The sequence below is a fragment of the Streptomyces sp. CBMA123 genome, assembly GCF_014596465.1.
Taxonomy (GTDB): Bacteria; Actinomycetota; Actinomycetes; order Streptomycetales; family Streptomycetaceae; genus Kitasatospora.
Genome location: NZ_MECK01000109.1, coordinates 1 through 16,366 on the forward strand (window position 1 = coordinate 1; position 16,366 = coordinate 16,366).

Genomic DNA, 16,366 nt, shown 5'->3' on the forward strand with positions numbered 1-16,366 from the left:
GTCCGCGAGCGCGGCGAGCGCGGCGGCGGCCTCGGCGCGGCCGCCGGCGGTGACCACGGCGCGGTGCTCCAGGGCCGCGCGGGTGGTGGCGAGCGCGTGGGTGAGGTCGGCGTCGGTGCCCTCGGCGTCCGTCTCCAGGAAGGCGACGAGTTGCCGCGCCTGGGCGCGCAGCGCCTCAGGGGTGCGGCCGGAGACCAGCCAGGGCAGCGCGCCCGGCTCGACCGGCTCGGCCTCGGGGATCTCCTCGGACGCCGGGGCCTCCTCGATGATGGCGTGCGCGTTGGTGCCACTGAGGCCGAAGGAGGAGACGCCGGCCCGGCGCGGCTCGGCGCGCTGCGGCCACGGCGTCGCCTCGGTGAGCAGCCGGACGGCACCGGATTCCCAGTCGACGTGCGAGGACGGCTCGTCCACGTGCAGGGTGCGCGGCAGCAGTTCGTGCCGCAGCGCCAGCACCGTCTTGATCACCCCGGCCATGCCGGCCGCGGCCTGGGTGTGGCTGAGGTTCGACTTGACCGAGCCGAGCAGCAGCGGGGTTTCGCGGTTCCGTCCGTAGGTGGCGAGCAGCGCCTGGGCCTCCACCGGGTCGCCGAGCACGGTGCCGGTGCCGTGGGCCTCGACCGCGTCGACCTGATCGGTCGAGAGCCGGGCGTTGCGCAGCGCCTGCTCGATCACCCGCTGCTGGGACGGCCCGTTGGGGGCGGTGAGCCCGTTGGAGGCGCCGTCCTGGTTGACGGCGGTGCCGCGCACCACGGCCAGCACCCGGCGGCCGTTGCGCCGCGCCACCGACAGCCGCTCCAGCACGAGCACACCGACGCCCTCGGCCCACCCGGTGCCGTCCGCGGCATCGGCGAAGGAGCGGCAGCGGCCGTCCGAGGCCAGCCCGCCCTGCCGGGCGAACTCGACGAACGTGGTGGGGGTCGACATCACGGTGACGCCGGCGGCGAGCGCCAGGCCGCACTCGCCCGCCCGCAAGGACTGGGCGGCCAGGTGCAGGGCGACCAGCGAGGAGGAGCAGGCGGTGTCCACGGTGACGGCCGGGCCGACGGCGCCGAACACGTACGAGAGCCGGCCGGAGATGACGCTCGTGGCGTTGCCGGTCAGCACGAAGCCCTGGACGTCGTCGTCCGGGCCGGTGCGGTAGTCCTGCGGCATCGCGCCGACGAAGACACCGGTGCGGGTGCCGCGGATGCCACTGGGGTCGATGCCGGCCCGCTCGAAGGCCTCCCAGGAGGCCTCCAGCAGGACGCGCTGCTGCGGGTCCATCGAGAGTGCTTCGCGGGGCGATATGCCGAAGAAGCCGGGGTCGAAGTCGGCGGCGCCCCGCAGGAATCCGCCCCGGACGTCGACCGGCCCGTCCGCCGGGTCGAGCTCCCAGCCGCGGTCGGCTGGCAGGCCCGTGATGCCGTCCTCGCCGGCCACCAGCATGGCCCAGAGGTCCTCCGGGCTCGCCACCCCGCCGGGGAAGCGGCAGCTCATGCCCACGATGGCGATCGGCTCCCGGGCGGCCGCCTCCAGCTCGTCCACCCGCTGCCGGGAGCGCTGGAGGTCCGCGCTGGCCCGCTTGAGGTAGTCCCGGAGCTTCTGTTCCTTGTCCATCATCGACGCAACCCATCTGGAAGACCGGCGAACGGCAGGGGGCCCGATGTGGACGGCCCGCGTGCCCCGCACCCGCGGCGCTCGCATTCCCGCACTCCGCGATCAGTCTCGGTCCGCCCGGCGCGGGAAATCCCTAGGGTCTTCGGGGCCTCCCGCAACCGCGCGCGGAGTCTAGGGATTTGCCGGGCGTTCGGGCTGGATCGTCGGATGCGCGTGCCAGGGGTACGGTCCGTCGGGCGAGGCCACGGGCCATCGACGTCGACGAGGATCACCGCCATGCCCGAAACCGTCCCGTACGGCGACCTGCCGAGACCGCCGCGAGCCACCGCGGGCGCCGCGCACGAGGCGGCGGAGGAGCTCAGCGAACTCGACGAGCAGCTGATCGCCCAGCTGGTCCTGCGGATCCGGCTGGGCCGGGGCCACCAACTGAGCCGGCGCGCGGCCGGGTTGCCGACGACCAGCCTGGCCCAGGAGAACGCGATGCTGCGCCGGTACGTGGCCCGGCTCGGCGATCCCGGTGCCGGGATCGCCCTGGCGATCCTGGAGCTCTCCCGTCCGCCGTCCGCGCCGACCGCCGAACAGCCGTAGGGCGGTGGGGCCGGGCCTCCCCCGTCCCCACCGCCCCGTCAGCCCGCGGGCGCCGTCACCAGTGCCCGCCCGCCAGCACGTCGCCGTAGTCGCGGGCCAGCCGGGCCTGTTCGAGGTCGGACTCGACCATCATCCGCATGAGTTCGGGGAAGTCCACCGTCGGCTCCCAGCCCAGCGTGCGACGCGCGTTGTCCGCGTCGGCACAGAGCGTCTCCACCTCCGCGGGACGCACCAGCGCGGGGTCGACGGTGACGTGCTCCTCCCAGTTCAGCCCCACGCAGTCGAAGGCGATCCGGGCCGCGTCGCGGACCGAGTGCATCCGGCCGGTGCCGATGACGTAGTCGCCCGGGTCGTCCTGCTGGAGCATCAGGTGCATCGCCCGGACGTAGTCCCCGGCGAAGCCCCAGTCGCGGACGGCGTCGAGGTTGCCGAGCAGCAGCCGGTCCTGCAGGCCGAGCTTGATCTGCGCGACGGCGAGGGAGATCTTCCTGGTCACGAACTCCGCGCCGCGGCGCGGGGACTCGTGGTTGAACAGGATCCCGGATACGCCGTACATCCCGTACGACTCGCGGTAGTTGCGGGTGATGTAGTGCCCGTAGGTCTTCACCACGCCGTACGGGCTGCGCGGGTGGAACCGGGTGGACTCGTGTTGCGGAGCCTCGGCGACCATGCCGAACATCTCGGAGCTGGAGGCCTGGTAGAACCTGATCTGCCCGGCACCTCCGCTGGTCGCGGCCGGCCGGTTGATCCCGCTGACCATCCGGATCGCCTCCAGCACCCGCAGCACGCCGGTGCCGTTGACCTCGGTGACGAGCTCCGGCTGACGCCAGGACATCGGCACGAAGGAGATCGCCCCGAGGTTGTACACCTCGTCGGGCTGGATCGTGTCGACCGCGGAGACCAGGCTGCTCTGGTCCATCAGGTCGCCGTCGACGAAGCGCAGCTCCGGGATCAGCCGGCTGACCCGGTCCTTCCGCGGATTCGCCTGCCCCCTGGTGAGGCCCCACACCTGGTACCCCAGGGAGATCAGGTGCTCGGCCAGGTATGACCCGTCCTGGCCGGTCACCCCGGTGATCAGTGCACGCTTGGACATCCGTTCCCCTTCAGCCACTGCTCGCGGACCGCTCTCGGCCCAGCCAGCGAACCACTGACGCGGCTAAGGAATTCACCCGTCCTCGGGCCGGAGCACGGAGGTCACCGCCCGTACGCAGCCGAGCAGCGAGTCCGCCGAGTCCCACCCGCCGGAGCGCCGGAGCAACAGGTCCGTCCCGTCCACGCGCCAGCTGAACGGCTCCGGCGCGGAGGACAGTTCACGCACGCCCGGGGCCGAGAGCACCCGCCTGGCCTGCTCCGGATCGGCACGGCTCGTGGACGGGCCCGCCGGTGCGCACCAGCACCCGCCGGGACGGCCACGACGCGTACCGGGCCGACCCCGCCCCCACCCCGTGAGCGGGCCGGTCGCCACCGGGAACCGTGCACGTCAGAGGTCCGTCAGGAACCCTCGGCCGGGCGTCATGATGCTGTCAACGGCCGTCCGCCCGACCCACGTGGCGCGTTCACTGGACGCAGTGAACATCCGCTGACGGAGGCGAACGGCCATGACCGGAACCACCCGTGTGATCGTCGGGCTGAGTGGCTCGTTGAGCAGTCTCGCCGCGTTGCGACGTGCCGTGGACGAGGCGGCCCGGCGCGGGGCCACCCTGGTGCCGGTCGTCGCATGGGTGCCTTCCGAGGGCACCGACCGCGACCACCTGCGCCCGCTGTCCGAACTGGAGCACGCCGCCCGCAAGCGTGTCGACACCGCCTTCGAGCAGGCGTTCGGCGGCTACCCGGCCGACCTGGTCATCCACCCGCTGGTGGTCAGGGGCCACGCCGGGTCGGCCCTGGTCCGCGCCGTCACCGCGCCGACCGATCTGCTCGTCGTCGGCACCGGGAGGCACGGCCGCCTCGACCGCCTCCTGCACGGCTCCGTCCTGCACCACTGCCGCACCTACGCGACCTGCCCGGTCCTGGCCGTCTCCCCGGACGAGCTGCTCCAGCAGTTGGACGTCGCCGCCCGCAGCGGCGAGCCGCTCCCGCTCGTCACGGGCGGCCGGTACGCGCCGACCGCCGGTCCGCGCTGACCGCCCCGGCCCCGGGCCTCGTGGTCGTTGTCACATCGTGGCGCTCGTCGCGCCCACCCTTCCTGGCCACGGACCGCCCCCGGCGAGTTCGCCCGGCTGAGTGGTCAACCGGTCGGCAGGGAGACCTCGAAGCAGGCGCCGGCACCGATGGGTGGCCGGCCGAGGGTGAGATCACCGCCTGCCGCACGGGCGAGGCGGCGGGCCAGGGCCAGTCCGAGGCCGGCGCCGTCGTGGCCGTCCTCGGGATCGCCTCGCCGCCCCGGCTCGAAGACGGCCTCGCCCACCCCTTCGGGGACGCCGGGGCCGTCGTCGCGGATCACCACCACGACCGAGCCGGGCCGGACCACGCACTCCACGGTCACCGACTCCCGGGCGTAGCGGCGTGCGTTGTCGAGCAGCGGCGTGAGGATGCGTTCGACGATCGGGGCCGCGACCCCGGCGGCGGCGCGGGCGTCGCCGTCGCTCACGCGGACCGGCGGTGCGTCCGGGAAGTCCTGGGCGCTGCGGTCGGCCAGCGTGACCAGCAGTGGCGTGAGCAGGCAGCGGCCGGGCACTTCTCCGGCTGCACCGCCCGCAGTGGCTCCGTCGCGCGCCTGCGAGAGCAGCGTCTCGCAGATGTCCCGCATGCGCGCCGCGCCCTCGGCGATCGCGGTGTGGGCGGCCTGCCGCTCGGCGGCGTCCCGCGGCCTTGCCTGCAGCCAGTCCGTCTCGGCCGTGATCCGGGCCAGCGGTGTGCGGAGTTCGTGCGACAGCTCCGCGGTGAGCTGCTGCTCGTGTCGTAGGACGGCGGCGAGCCGGTCCAGCAGCTCGTCGAGGTTGCCCGCGAGGGCGGACAGCTCGGCCGGGCGTCGTGTGGTGCCGAAGCGGCGGGTGGTGTCCGCGGCGCTCCAGGCCGCCGCCTGGGCGCTCATCGCCGCCACCGGGCGCAGCGCGCCTCCGACCACGGCCCGGGTGACCAGGTACACGCCTGCCAGCAGGAGGGCGCCGAGGGCCGCAGCCGCCGTGAGGGCGATCTCCCCGGTGTGCTGCGCGCCGTCGGGTTCGACGGCGGCCACGACGGTGCCGACGCGTCGGTCGTCGGCGAGGACGGGCAGGACGTAGAGGCGGGCGGGGGCGGGCCCGGTGCTGCGGCTGAAGCCGGCGGGGCCGCCGGCGAGCCGGTCCGCGGTGCTCTGGAGCGTACGTGAGGCGGTCGGTCGTTCCACGGCCTGGTCGCCCTGGTAGATCCAGACGCCGACGTCGAGGGCGCTGTCGTCGGCGGGGTCGTTGACGGTCAACGCGCCGTCGGGTGAGGAGGAGATGGTGGCCGCCGTCGCGGTGGCGCGGGTGCGCAGCAGTTCGTCTGCCTGGCTGTTGAGTTGCGAGGTCAGCAGGCCCTGGAAGACGGCCGTCAGTACGGCCACCCAGACCGCGATGCTGACCACGGCGATCAGTGCGAGGCGGCCGCGCAGGGTACGGGGGCGCAGCCGCCTGAGCAGGGCGCGGGGCCGCATCGGCCCGGTGGCGGATCTCATTCGAACCGGTAGCCCACGCCGCGCGCCGTGCCGATGCCGTGGGTGCTGTCCACCTGGCGCAGCTTGCGGCGCAGGCGCGCGAGGTACTGGTCCAGGGTGTTGTCGGTGACCATGGCGCCTTCCGGCCAGCCCGCGCGCAGCAGTGCCCGTCTGCGGACGACGGCTCCGGGCACGGCCATCAGGCAGGCCAGCAGGCGGTACTCGGTGGGGGTCAGGGCCACCGAGTCGTCCCGGCCGGCCAGGACGTGGCGGGCCGGGTCGAGGCGCAGCTCCGAGCTCCCGCCCGCGGGCTCGTTGCCGGAGCGGCGCATCGCGGCACGCAGCCGCGCGGCGAGTTCGGCCAGGTGGAACGGCTTGGCCAGGTAGTCGTCGCCACCGGCCGAGAATCCGGACAGCCGGTCGGTCAGTCCGTCGTGCGCGGTCAGGAAGACCACCGGCACGGTGAAGCCGTGGGCACGCATCGCCTGGCACACGTCGCGGCCGTCGGAGTCGGGCAGGCCGATGTCCAGCACCACGGCGTCGACCTGCCGGCGCACCGCGCGCAGGGCGCTCGCCCCGTCGGCGGCGGTCAGCACGTCGAAGCTCTCCTCCCGCAGGCCGCGGGCGAGGGCTTCGCGCAGTCCGTGGTCGTCCTCGACGACCAGTACCCGGTGATCGGTCATCGGACCAGTATCGTCCGTCCGGATGAGAGCCTCCGGCCGCGCCTGATGTCCTGGGGCTTCCGGGGCCCGGTGGCGTCTGCGCTGGTCCGGCACGAGGTCCCGCAGTGACGCGCTCAGGTTCTGTACAGGTCGCGCGTGCCAGCCTCGGCCTCATGACATCCACCATGGAGCGATCCGAGGCCGCGTCGCTCGGCCGCCAGTTCATCAACAAGGTGCCCGAGGTCACGGTCTGGTTCTGGGTGATCAAGATCCTCTGCACCACGGTCGGCGAGAGCTTCGCCGACTGGATCAACACGACCCTCGGCGTCGGTCTGGTCAACACCTCGTTGATCTTCACCGCGGTCCTGGCCGGCGCCCTCGGCTGGCAGCTCGGCACCAGGCGCTACGTCCCGTTCGTGTACTGGCTGACCGTCGTGGTGCTGAGCGTGACCGGCACCCTCTACACGGACATCCTCACCGACAGCCAGGGGGTGCCCCTCGCGGTGAGCAGCGGCGTGTTCGCCGGTGCCCTCGCCGTCGCCTTCGGGATCTGGTACGCCCGCGAGCGCACGCTGTCGATCCACAGCATCGTCACCCGCTCCCGCGAACTCTTCTACTGGCTCGCCGTTCTGGTGACCTTCGCCCTCGGCACCGCAGTCGGCGACTGGACCCTGGAACTGACCGGCTGGGGCCCGGGCGTCTCGGTGCTCCTTCCGCTCGGGCTGATCGCCGCGATCGTCACCGGGTGGCGCCTGGGCGCCGGCGCGGTCCTCTCCTTCTGGCTCGCCTACGTCCTCACCCGCCCGCTCGGTGCCAACCTCGGCGACTGGCTGGCCTCGCCCGGCGGCGACGGGGGCCTGGGCCTGGGCACCGCCGTGACCAGCGTGGTCTTCCTGGCCGCGATCCTCGTCACGGTCGTCCACCTCACACGCAGCCGCAGCGATGTCATCCAGGCCGACGGCCCGGCCCGCACCCCGCGGGCGGCGAACCCGGCGCGCGAACGGATCATGCTCGGCTACTACGCCTTCGTGGCGGTGGCGGCCGCGGGTCTTCTCGTGTGGGCGAACCAGCAGCCGCACGCGGCGCCGGCCGGCGAGGGCGACAGCCCGGCGGCCGCGACCGCTTCCCTCACGCCGGAGCAGGCGACGTCCTCGTTCCCTCCCGCCGAGATCGCGAAGTTCCGCACGATCGCCTCCGACACCCTGGCCAGGCTCGACTCCGGTGACCAGAAGGCCGCGACGGCCCGCGTGAAGGACCTGGAGACGGCCTGGGACGACGACCAGGACACCCTCCAGGCCAAGAACGGACAGGCCTGGCACTTCCTCGACGGCGAGATCGACCAGGTCCTGACGTCGCTGCGCGCTGCGCACCCGGACAAGGCCACCGAGGTCCAGGCGCTCAACACCTTCCTCACCTCGCTCGGCTGACCGGACTCGACTGCCGCCCACGCCAGACGCTCGGCTGGGAAACCCCAGCCGAGCGTCTGGCTGAACTCCTCGCGGCCCAACCAACCGACCACGTGTTGCGAAGACCGCCAGAAACCGCCGGCGTGAGGCCGGAACTGGCCACAACCCGGCACGGAGGGGCCTGTTCCGCCCCTGGCGCAGGCCGTCGCCTTCCGGTCGGCGGCTGCGGACGGGCTCAGCCCAGGAGCTTCGTCAGCACCCGGTCGAGCGCGCGGATGTCCTCCGACGGCAGCGCGAGCAGGGCGTCCGGCGGGGTCATGAGGATTCCGGTGGCGAGCGCGGCCTTCGCCTCGCCCTCCTCGGTGAGGTGGACCAGCTTGGAGCGCCGGTCGGCGGGGTTGGTGATGCGCTCGGCGAGGCCGCGCCGCACCAGGTCGTCCACGATCACGGTGGTGTACGGCGGATCGGCGGTCAGGCGTTCGGCCAGTTCCCGCAGGGTGATCGGGCCGCCGGCGAGGCGGCGCAGGGCCCGGACCCGGTTGAAGCTCATGCCGAGGGCGTCGGCGACGGCCTTGCGGCGGTTGTAGCGCTCCAGCACCAGCGTGCCCATCCCCTGCCAGACCCTGGCCGCCCTCTCGCGGTCGGCCTCGTCCGCCTCCGGATGTCCGCCGGTGTGCGTGCGCTCCATCAGGTGCCCACCCTCTCCTTCACCGTCCTGGTTCCCTCGCCGGCCTCCTCGGCGGCGAGCCGCTGCGCCGTGCGCTCGGCCGTCGCCCGGGCCCAGCGGCCGGAAGTGAGCGTACCGGTGACCAGGACGGCGGCACCGCAGCCGGCGACGATCCACCAGGCCGTCCGCGCCGCGCCGGTGAAGGCCGCCGGGTCGGAGTGGGCCGCGCCGGCCATCAGGGCGCCGATCACGGCCACGCCCAGCGACTGGCCGACCTGTCGGCTGGTGGAGGCGACGGCCGCCGCCACGCCGGCCTGCGAGCGGGGCATCCCGGACACGGCGGTGTTGGTGATGGGCGCGTTGACCAGGCCGAATCCGATGCCGAACAGCAGGAAGGCGAGCACCAGCAGGCCCGTCGGCAGGTGCTCGGAGTAGCTGACCGCCTGGAGCACGGCGCTGGCGCTCAGGGCCGTCCCGGCCAGCAGCAGCGGCGTGCGCGGCCCCCGTGCCGCCACCATCCGGCCGGACAGCGGCCCGGCCACCAGCGCCATGACGGCCATCGGCAGCATGAACAGCCCGGCGTGCAGCGGGTCGAGCTTCCGGACGTCCTGGAGGTAGAGCGAGCTGACGAACAGGAAGCCACCGAGACCGGCGAAGGCGGCGACCGCGATCACGGTGGCGCCCGAGAACGGCGCGGAGCGGAAGAACCGCAGGTCGATCAGCGGGTCCGGGCGCCGGGGCTCGTACCGGAGCAGGCCCAGCAGCGCGGCCACGGCCGCCGCCGTGCAGCCGAGCACCACCGGCGAGGTCCAGCCGCGCTGCGGCGACTCGATGATCGCGTACGTGAGCCCGGCGAGCAGCACGACGACCAGCAGCTGGCCGACCGGGTCCACCCGGCGGGCGCGGGCCGCCCGCGACTCCGGGACGTACCGGCCGGTCAGGAAGAGCGCGGCGAGGCCGACCGGGACGTTGATCCAGAAGATCGCCCGCCAGCCGGCCGACTCCACCAGCGCCCCGCCGATGATCGGCCCGGCGGCCATGCTGATGCCCACGACCCCGCCCCAGATGCCGATGGCGCGGGCGCGCTGGCGGGAGTCGGTGAAGGTGTTGCTGATGATCGACATGGCGACGGGATTGAGCATCGACCCGCCGACCGCCTGGAGCATCCGCGCCGCGATCAGCCAGCCGAGCCCGGGGGCCAGGCTGCACAGCAGGGAGGCCGCGCTGAACACCACCAGCCCGATCCGGAACACCCTGCGCCGCCCGATCCGGTCGGCGGTCGAGCCGGAGAGCATCAGCAGGCTCGCCAGCACCAGGGTGTAGGCGTCGACCGTCCACTGCAGCCCGGACACCGAGGTGTGCAGATCGCTCCGGATCGCGGGCAGGGCCACGTTCAGGATGGTGACGTCGAGGCTGACCATCAGCAGGCTCATGCAGCAGATGGCGAGCACGAGCCAGGGCCGCGGCCGCGCGGTGTCGGGCATGACGGACACTCCCAAGATTAATTGTGTTGGTGCAATCATTGTGGCCACACAACTAACCTGGAGGCAAGCGACGACCCGGCGGGCGTCCAGGCCCCGCACCCCGACGAGAGCCCGACGAAGGCGACGGCCCCCACACGAGCGATGGCCCCGACGCCGGCTCCGGCAACGCCCGGTCGCGCAGGCGCAGTGCGCAGCCGAGCGCGACCACCAGCACCCCGAGCACCAGGACGAGGACGGTCCGCAGGCCCTGGGCGTCCGCCGGCCCGCCGAGCAGCCGCCCGGCGGAGGGCATCGGTCGGCGGGAGTGAGGAGTCCCGGTGCCGAGCCGGAATCCCCAACTCCCGGGCGGGCGAGTCCGGATGCGGTCTCCTCCTCCGCCCCGGCTCCCGATATAACGGGGACGAAGGGGACCGAGGAGGTTGCAGCATGCAGGCGAGGAACCAGCGGGAGAGAGCCGGACACTCCCATCAGGACACGAGCCCGACCCGGACCGGCGCCCGGGAGAGACCGACGGCCCGGGCCGTGCCCCCGCAGTCCGCCGCGGACCTGCAGAGCACCCTCGGCAACGCGGCGACCGGCCGGGCGCTCCAGCGCGCGGCGGGCGACCGGGCCGCCGGCCGGCCGGTGGTGCAGCGGGTGCTGGACGAGAACAACGTGGAGGCCGCCTGCGCGGCCGGCGCCTTCGACGGACGGACCGTCACCCCGGGCAAACGGGCGGGCGACCTGCGGAACATCGTCTGGCAGGACCACTGGGACGCGATCTCGGCGGTGTGCAAGAAGCACAAGTACACCATCGCCGTCCGGGAGACCGGGGAGTACTCGATCCGGCGGATCGCGGAGGGCGCCAAGGCCAAGCCGCACACCATCCTGGAGAAGTCGATCAAGCCCGCCTCTGTCGAGAAGAAGTACGGCACCGGGCCCGGCCAGGCCCCGGGCGATCCGGCGACGGTGCTGGCCTGGCTGGACGCCAACGACCTGAGCGGCTTCGTCGGCCACTGGGGCGCCCAGGGCCTGCTCGGTGTGCGGATCGACAACCCGCCCGGCACGCTCCCCGCCGGGATCGTGCAGAACGGCGCCAACGGTGAGCCGTACGTGCCGCTCGACATGGGGCAGGCCGGCGGTGGACCGGCGCTGGTCGCCCTGAAGACCGACCCGAACTGGAAGCAGTACCTCTACACCGGGGACTACGACCTGCACGAGGTGTACTCCGCCCAGGGCGGCACCGGCGGCGGCCAGATCCCGGAGGCGACCATGGAGAAGGCCAAGCTGCTGAACCGGCTCAACGCGGGAATCGCCCGGAACGACCAGCAGGAGCCGGTGGCGCGCCACGGCACGGTGGCCCTGGAGCACGGCCGGCTGCACACCCAGGCCGGCTCCGACCACGCCATGTTCCAGCACGGCGACCAGGCCACCTACCGGATGAACCAGTACCTGGAGTCGGAGGTGGCCCGGCACGCGCAGCAACTGGTGCGGGCGGTGGCCACCGAGACCGACGAGCCGCTGGCCTGGTGCCGGATGGGCACGTGGTACGTGACCAGGAACCGCGAGGAGCACAAGGTGCTGCGCAAGCGCTGGAAGCTGGCGGTGCCCCACACCTGGGACGACGACAACGTGGACCGCACCGCCCAGGGCGGCTACCGCACGGCCCACTACACGGCCTGACCCCGCCACCGTCGTCGGCGCCCGGAGGCCCCCCTGACCGCAGAGCGGTCAGGGGGGCCTCCTACGATCGGTTCGCATTCCTCGACGGACGCCGGAGCCGGACCGGCCGGGCGCCCGCCGCCGCTCCACGTCCCGCACCACCCGACGCACGACCCCACGACTCCACCGACGGCGATGGAGCCGTGCACCGAGGAGGAACCTCCATGCAAGCCCGGAAGATCGGCGCGGCCGCCGCGACAGCGGTGGCGCTTCTGGCTGCCCGCGACCTCGCCCAGAAGAAGCACGCGCTGCTCCGGAACTTCCCGGTGCTCGGCCACGCCCGGTACCTGCTGGAGAAGATCGGGCCGGAGCTGCGGCAGTACATCGTGACCTCCAACGAGGAGGAGCGCCCCTTCAGCCGCGACCAGCGCAGCTGGATCTACGCGTCGGCGAAGGAGGAGAACAACTACTTCGGGTTCGGCACCGAGGTCGACGTCGAGCACGTCCAGGGCCACGCCTACGTCAAGCAGCGCACCTTCGCCGGGGCCATGCCCGACGCCCACGACCCGCAGGCCCCGCTGCCCTCCGCCAAGGTGCTGGGCGGGCCGCGCGGGCGCGCCAAGGCCTTCCGCCCGGCGAGCGTGGTGAACGTCTCGGCGATGAGCTTCGGCTCGCTCTCCGGCGCGGCCATCACGGCACTCAACAAGGGCGCGGCGGAGGCCGGCGTCATGCACAACACCGGTGAGGGCGGCCTCTCGCCGTACCACCGCCAGGGCGGCGACCTCGTCCTCCAGCTCGGCACCGCCTACTTCGGCTGCCGCAACGAGGACGGCAGCTTCAACCTCGGGAAGCTCAAGGACGTCGTGGCCGGCGCCCCGGTCAAGGCGATAGAGATCAAGCTCTCCCAGGGCGCCAAGCCCGGGCTGGGCGGCATGCTGCCGGGCGCGAAGGTCACCCCGGAGATCGCCGCGATCCGCGGCATCCCGGTCGGCCAGGACTGCGCCTCGCCGTCCCGGCACACCGCGTTCGGCGACGTCGACTCGATGCTCGACTTCGTCGAGCTGATCGCCGCCGAGACCGGCGTGCCGGTCGGGGTCAAGAGCGCGGTCGGCGACCTGGGCTTCTGGCAGCAGCTGGCCGCGCTGATGGAACGCGGGGACCGCGGCGTCGACTTCGTGACGATCGACGGCGGCGAGGGCGGCACCGGCGCGGCACCGCGGATGTTCGCCGACTCGGTGTCGCTGCCGTTCCGGATGGGCTTCTCCCGGGTCTACGGCACCTTCGCCGAGCTGGGACTGACCGACGACCTCACCTTCATCGGCTCCGGCAAGCTCGGCCTGCCCGAGAACGCCGCGGTCGCCTTCGCCCTGGGCGTCGACATGATCAACGTGGCCCGCGAGGCGATGCTGTCGATCGGCTGCATCCAGGCGCAGAAGTGCCACACCGACAAGTGCCCCACCGGTATCGCCACCCAGAACCAGTGGCTGGCCCGCGGCCTCGACCCGGCCTCGAAGTCCACCCGCGCCGCCGTCTACCTGCGCACCCTGCGCAAGGAGCTGATGAAGGTCTCCTCGGCCGTCGGCGTCGCCCACCCGTCGCTCATCACCGCGAACGACATCGAGATCATGAACGGCGACTACGAGGCCCGCACCCTGGCCGGCGTCTACGGCTACAAGGAGGGCTGGGGCGAACTCGGCCCCGACCTGGCCAAGGAGATCACCGCCCTGGTCACCGCCAGGCCGACCGCCTGACCCGTCACCGGGCGGTCGGCGAGTCCGACCGCCCGGTGGTGTCCGCGGGCCGGCGCCGCGAGCGGCGGGCCGCCCCGGAACCGCCTCCCGCCCCTACCACCGCCGCCACCACCACCGCGGCGACCGCGCCCGCGCCGTCAGAACCCGGATGGCCCCGGCGGGGCGGACGGAACCGTCCGATCGGCCGCGTCCGCGACGAGGCGAGGCGAGGTCGTCGTCGAGCGGATCGCGGTCGGCGTCGAGCGGATCGCGGCGGCCCTTCCGAACGACAGGCCGACAACTGAGGTGAATCACAGGAGAATTACCCATGCACATGGGCTGTTCCGCACGCCCGCGCCGCCCCTAGACTGCGGCTGCCCGCCGACCACGTCCCGGCCGCGGGCGACACCGCAGCGCGCTCGGCCCGCCCGGCCGCGCGCCCGCACGAAGGAGGAACCGAGCATGGTCAAGCACTACCTCAAGTACGCCTTCAGCACCCTCACCGCCGCGATGTTCCTGCACATGGCCTGATCCGCACGACCCCGGCCAGGGCCGGGTGGCGTACCGTCCGACCCTGGCCCGGGGAGCCCGCTTGTTCGCGACCGCACTCAGCCAACTGCGCTACGGCGCGGCCATCCTGACGAACCGCCGGATACGTCCGGGCGACCTGGAGCGCCTCGCCCGCGACCTGGTCGCCACCATCGCCGAGTTCGGCGAGCCCGGCGAGGACTCCGCGCTGCTGCCCGGCCGGGCCGGGCACGTCGACCCCCAGCTGCGCCGCGAGGTGGCCCGGCGCAGTCTGCGCGCCACCGCCCGGGCCGCCGCCCGGCACACCGCCTACTACCGCCGGCAGTTCGCCGAACTCGACCTCGACCCCGCGAAGTTGGAGCCCGAGGACTGGTCGCGCGTCCCGGTCACCCCCAAACAGGCGCTGCGCGCCCTGCCCGCCGCCTTCGTCTCCGCCGCCTCCGCGCCCGCCCTGATGGCGCTCACCACCGGCACCAGCGGCACCCCCACCGCGGTGTGGTTCTCCCGCGCCGAGATCGAGAGCGCCATCGCGTTCAGCACCATCTCCGCCGTGCTCGGCCTCGGCCTGCGGCCCCGCCACACCGTGGCCTACGCCGGCTGCTCCCGCGCCACCCTGCCGCTGGTCTTCGCCGAGGAGTCGACCACCCGCGCCGGCGCCGGCTTCGTCCAGTTCGGCACCATCGACCCGGCGCTCGCCCTCGACCGCCTCGCCGCCCCGCTCGGACTGCCCGGCAAGGACCCGCAGATCACCCACCTGACCACCTCCGCCTCGTACCTGGCCGCGCTCGTCCAGGAGGCCGAGCGACAGAAGTGGCAGCGCGCCGACTTCGGCCTGGCGTCGATCAGCGTCGGCGGCGAGGTGCTCTCCGCGCCGCTGCGCCGCCGGGCCGAGGCGGCGTTCGGCGCCGCGGTGTCCTCCGCGTACCTGATGACCGAGATCCTGCCCTCGGGCGCCACCCCGTGCGCCCGGGGCCATCTGCACCACACCACCGAGTTCGGGCACCTGGAGGTGCTCGACCCGGTCAGCGGGGAGCCGACCGCGCCCGGCGGGATCGGCACCCTGGTGCACACCCCGTACGTGCCCTACCGCGACTGCACCCTGCTGCTGCGCTACGCCACCGGGGACCTGGTCCGCCTCCCGGACGGGCCGCCGGACTGCGAACTCGCCCACCTGCCGGCCACCTCGGAGATCCTCGGCCGCTGGTCCGGCCCGCCGAGCACGGCCGTCACCACCCGGGAGGTGCTCGACCTGGTGGAGGCCGAACCGGAGGTCCCGCTGCCCGCCCGCTACGCCCTCACCGAAGGGCCCGACGGCCCCGACGGCCCCGCCCGGCTGCACCTGCTGGTCCCCCGGCTGCCCGCGACCGCCCTGCTCGGCCGGCTGGAGGAGCGGGCCGGGGCGGCCGGGCTGCGGCTGTCCGCCATCGTGCCGCACGAGGACCGGGCCACCATGCCGCCGACCGCGCCCGTCCGCGCCGACCTGCGCGAACACAGCTTCGAGACGTCGGGCGCCGTGGGCCCCGGGAGGCCGTGAATGGACGTCAGCCCCCTCGCGCTCACCGCGCTGAGCGCCGCCGTGGCCGTCGAGATCGCCCTCGCGGCCCGCTACCTGGCCCGGATCCGGATGCCCCGACCGCCGGTCGGGGTGTACACCGGGGGCGACATCGCCGTGCTGTGCGCCGGTGTGGTCGTCGCCCCGCTGCTGTACACCGCGTTGCCCGGGGCGGCCGTCTCCGCCGTGTTCGGCCTGGTCCTCTGCCTGGCCGTGCAGTTCACCCTCGCCCCGCTGCTCGCCGCCACCGGGCTGCGGGCCGGACCGTGGTCCTGGGCGGCCGCCCTGGCGGGCACCGCGGCCACCGGGCTCGCCGCCCTCACCGGCCACCCGGGCGGTGCCCGGGCCGGCAGCGACCTGCTGATCGCCGTCGCGGTGGTCGGCGTCGCCAACCTGTGGACCCAGAGCGGCCTGCGGGCCGGCCACACCGCCGCGCTGGCCGCCGCGCTCACCGGGTACGACCTGGCGGCCACCACCCTCACCGACACCACCGCCCGCTTCTTCGAGCAGGTCCGCGACCGGCCGTTCGCCCCGATGCTGGCCCTCACCGGCGGGCCCCAGCCGGTCGCGGTCGGCCTCGGCGACCTGCTGCTGCTCGTCCTGTTCCCGCTGGTCGCCGCCAAGGCCTACGGCCGGACGGCGGCGTGGACCGCCGCCCTGGCCGGGCTGCTGGTGACCAGCGCCGTCAGCGCCTGCTTCGCCCTCGGGGTGCTGTCCACCGGCTTCCCGCTGCTCACCGCGCTCGGCCCGCTGATCGTCGCCCAGCACCTCCACTGGCGGCGGCGCTCGGGCGGTGAGCGCACCACCGCCCAGTGGCGCGAGGGCCGTTCCGCTCCGCTGCCGCCTGCCGGGGCCGGCCCCGGCGCCGAACTCGCCGCCGCCCTGGACGCCCCCGC

At 73.8% G+C, this 16,366-nt stretch carries 14 protein-coding genes; 7 read left to right on the top strand and 7 right to left on the bottom strand.

Going from position 1 to position 16,366, the window contains the following annotated elements; all coding sequences use genetic code 11:
- Positions 1-1,596: type I polyketide synthase (locus BG452_RS15020; RefSeq protein ID WP_188304803.1), on the bottom strand; the 1,596-nt coding region annotated here is incomplete at its 3' end.
- Between the two features lie 276 nt (positions 1,597-1,872).
- Here BG452_RS15020 and BG452_RS15025 point away from each other — a divergent pair.
- The gene (locus BG452_RS15025) at positions 1,873-2,184 is read left to right on the top strand and encodes a hypothetical protein (protein ID WP_188304791.1); all 312 of its coding nucleotides are present in this window, start codon (positions 1,873-1,875) and stop codon (positions 2,182-2,184) included.
- A gap of 55 nt (positions 2,185-2,239) precedes the next feature.
- Here BG452_RS15025 and BG452_RS15030 read toward each other — a convergent pair whose 3' ends face one another.
- Positions 2,240-3,277, bottom strand: a complete 1,038-nt coding sequence (locus BG452_RS15030; RefSeq protein WP_188304792.1) for a GDP-mannose 4,6-dehydratase — start codon at positions 3,275-3,277, stop codon at positions 2,240-2,242.
- A 72-nt stretch (positions 3,278-3,349) separates the two neighbouring features.
- Positions 3,350-3,502, bottom strand: coding sequence for a hypothetical protein (locus BG452_RS15035; protein WP_188304793.1), 153 nt, complete (start codon positions 3,500-3,502; stop codon positions 3,350-3,352).
- A gap of 280 nt (positions 3,503-3,782) precedes the next feature.
- On the opposite strand from BG452_RS15035, the gene BG452_RS15040 reads away from it, so the two are divergent.
- Positions 3,783-4,307, top strand: a complete 525-nt coding sequence (locus tag BG452_RS15040) for a universal stress protein (RefSeq protein ID WP_188304794.1) — start codon at positions 3,783-3,785, stop codon at positions 4,305-4,307.
- Positions 4,308-4,411: 104 nt separating this feature from the next.
- Here BG452_RS15040 and BG452_RS15045 read toward each other — a convergent pair whose 3' ends face one another.
- Positions 4,412-5,821 (bottom strand): sensor histidine kinase, encoded by a 1,410-nt coding sequence (locus BG452_RS15045; RefSeq protein WP_223242239.1) that lies wholly within the window; start codon positions 5,819-5,821, stop codon positions 4,412-4,414.
- A complete protein-coding gene (locus tag BG452_RS15050) occupies positions 5,818-6,483 on the bottom strand; it encodes a response regulator transcription factor (protein WP_188304795.1) in 666 nt (221 codons plus the stop codon). Before BG452_RS15050 ends, BG452_RS15045 begins: the two co-directional genes overlap by 4 nt.
- Positions 6,484-6,635: 152 nt before the next feature.
- Between BG452_RS15050 and BG452_RS15055 the strand changes: the two genes are divergently transcribed.
- Positions 6,636-7,889 carry a hypothetical protein gene (locus BG452_RS15055; RefSeq protein WP_188304796.1) on the top strand — a complete coding sequence of 418 codons (1,254 nt, stop codon included), beginning with the start codon at positions 6,636-6,638 and terminating at the stop codon, positions 7,887-7,889.
- 214 nt (positions 7,890-8,103) lie between these two features.
- Here the strand turns inward: BG452_RS15055 and BG452_RS15060 are convergent, their stop codons facing one another.
- Both BG452_RS15060 and BG452_RS15065 read right to left on the bottom strand, forming a co-directional pair.
- On the bottom strand, positions 8,104-8,556 hold the full coding sequence (locus BG452_RS15060) for a MarR family winged helix-turn-helix transcriptional regulator (protein ID WP_188304797.1): 453 nt from the start codon (positions 8,554-8,556) through the stop codon (positions 8,104-8,106).
- Complete coding sequence (locus BG452_RS15065; RefSeq protein ID WP_188304798.1) at positions 8,556-10,019, bottom strand: MFS transporter; 1,464 nt, start codon at positions 10,017-10,019, stop codon at positions 8,556-8,558. The genes BG452_RS15060 and BG452_RS15065 overlap by 1 nt, the downstream gene beginning before the upstream one ends.
- Positions 10,020-10,541: 522 nt before the next feature.
- Between BG452_RS15065 and BG452_RS15070 the strand changes: the two genes are divergently transcribed.
- The 4 genes from BG452_RS15070 to BG452_RS15085 all read left to right on the top strand — a co-directional run.
- The gene (locus tag BG452_RS15070) at positions 10,542-11,681 is read left to right on the top strand and encodes a hypothetical protein (protein ID WP_188304799.1); all 1,140 of its coding nucleotides are present in this window, start codon (positions 10,542-10,544) and stop codon (positions 11,679-11,681) included.
- A 203-nt stretch (positions 11,682-11,884) separates the two neighbouring features.
- Positions 11,885-13,411 (top strand): FMN-binding glutamate synthase family protein, encoded by a 1,527-nt coding sequence (locus BG452_RS15075; RefSeq protein ID WP_188304800.1) that lies wholly within the window; start codon positions 11,885-11,887, stop codon positions 13,409-13,411.
- A 571-nt stretch (positions 13,412-13,982) separates the two neighbouring features.
- Positions 13,983-15,452 (top strand): phenylacetate--CoA ligase family protein, encoded by a 1,470-nt coding sequence (locus BG452_RS15080; RefSeq protein ID WP_188304801.1) that lies wholly within the window; start codon positions 13,983-13,985, stop codon positions 15,450-15,452.
- Positions 15,453-16,366: hypothetical protein (locus BG452_RS15085; protein ID WP_188304802.1), on the top strand; the 914-nt coding region annotated here is incomplete at its 3' end.

What these genes read in the sequence shown, in the direction of transcription:
- BG452_RS15025 (WP_188304791.1), top strand. Translation starts at nt 1,873, where the DNA reads ATGCCCGAAACCGTCCCGTACGGCGACCTGCCGAGACCGCCGCGAGCC.
- BG452_RS15030 (WP_188304792.1), bottom strand. Translation starts at nt 3,277, where the DNA reads ATGTCCAAGCGTGCACTGATCACCGGGGTGACCGGCCAGGACGGGTCA.
- BG452_RS15040 (WP_188304794.1), top strand. Translation starts at nt 3,783, where the DNA reads ATGACCGGAACCACCCGTGTGATCGTCGGGCTGAGTGGCTCGTTGAGC.
- BG452_RS15045 (WP_223242239.1), bottom strand. Translation starts at nt 5,821, where the DNA reads ATGAGATCCGCCACCGGGCCGATGCGGCCCCGCGCCCTGCTCAGGCGG.
- BG452_RS15050 (WP_188304795.1), bottom strand. Translation starts at nt 6,483, where the DNA reads ATGACCGATCACCGGGTACTGGTCGTCGAGGACGACCACGGACTGCGC.
- BG452_RS15055 (WP_188304796.1), top strand. Translation starts at nt 6,636, where the DNA reads ATGACATCCACCATGGAGCGATCCGAGGCCGCGTCGCTCGGCCGCCAG.
- BG452_RS15060 (WP_188304797.1), bottom strand. Translation starts at nt 8,556, where the DNA reads ATGGAGCGCACGCACACCGGCGGACATCCGGAGGCGGACGAGGCCGAC.
- BG452_RS15065 (WP_188304798.1), bottom strand. Translation starts at nt 10,019, where the DNA reads ATGCCCGACACCGCGCGGCCGCGGCCCTGGCTCGTGCTCGCCATCTGC.
- BG452_RS15075 (WP_188304800.1), top strand. Translation starts at nt 11,885, where the DNA reads ATGCAAGCCCGGAAGATCGGCGCGGCCGCCGCGACAGCGGTGGCGCTT.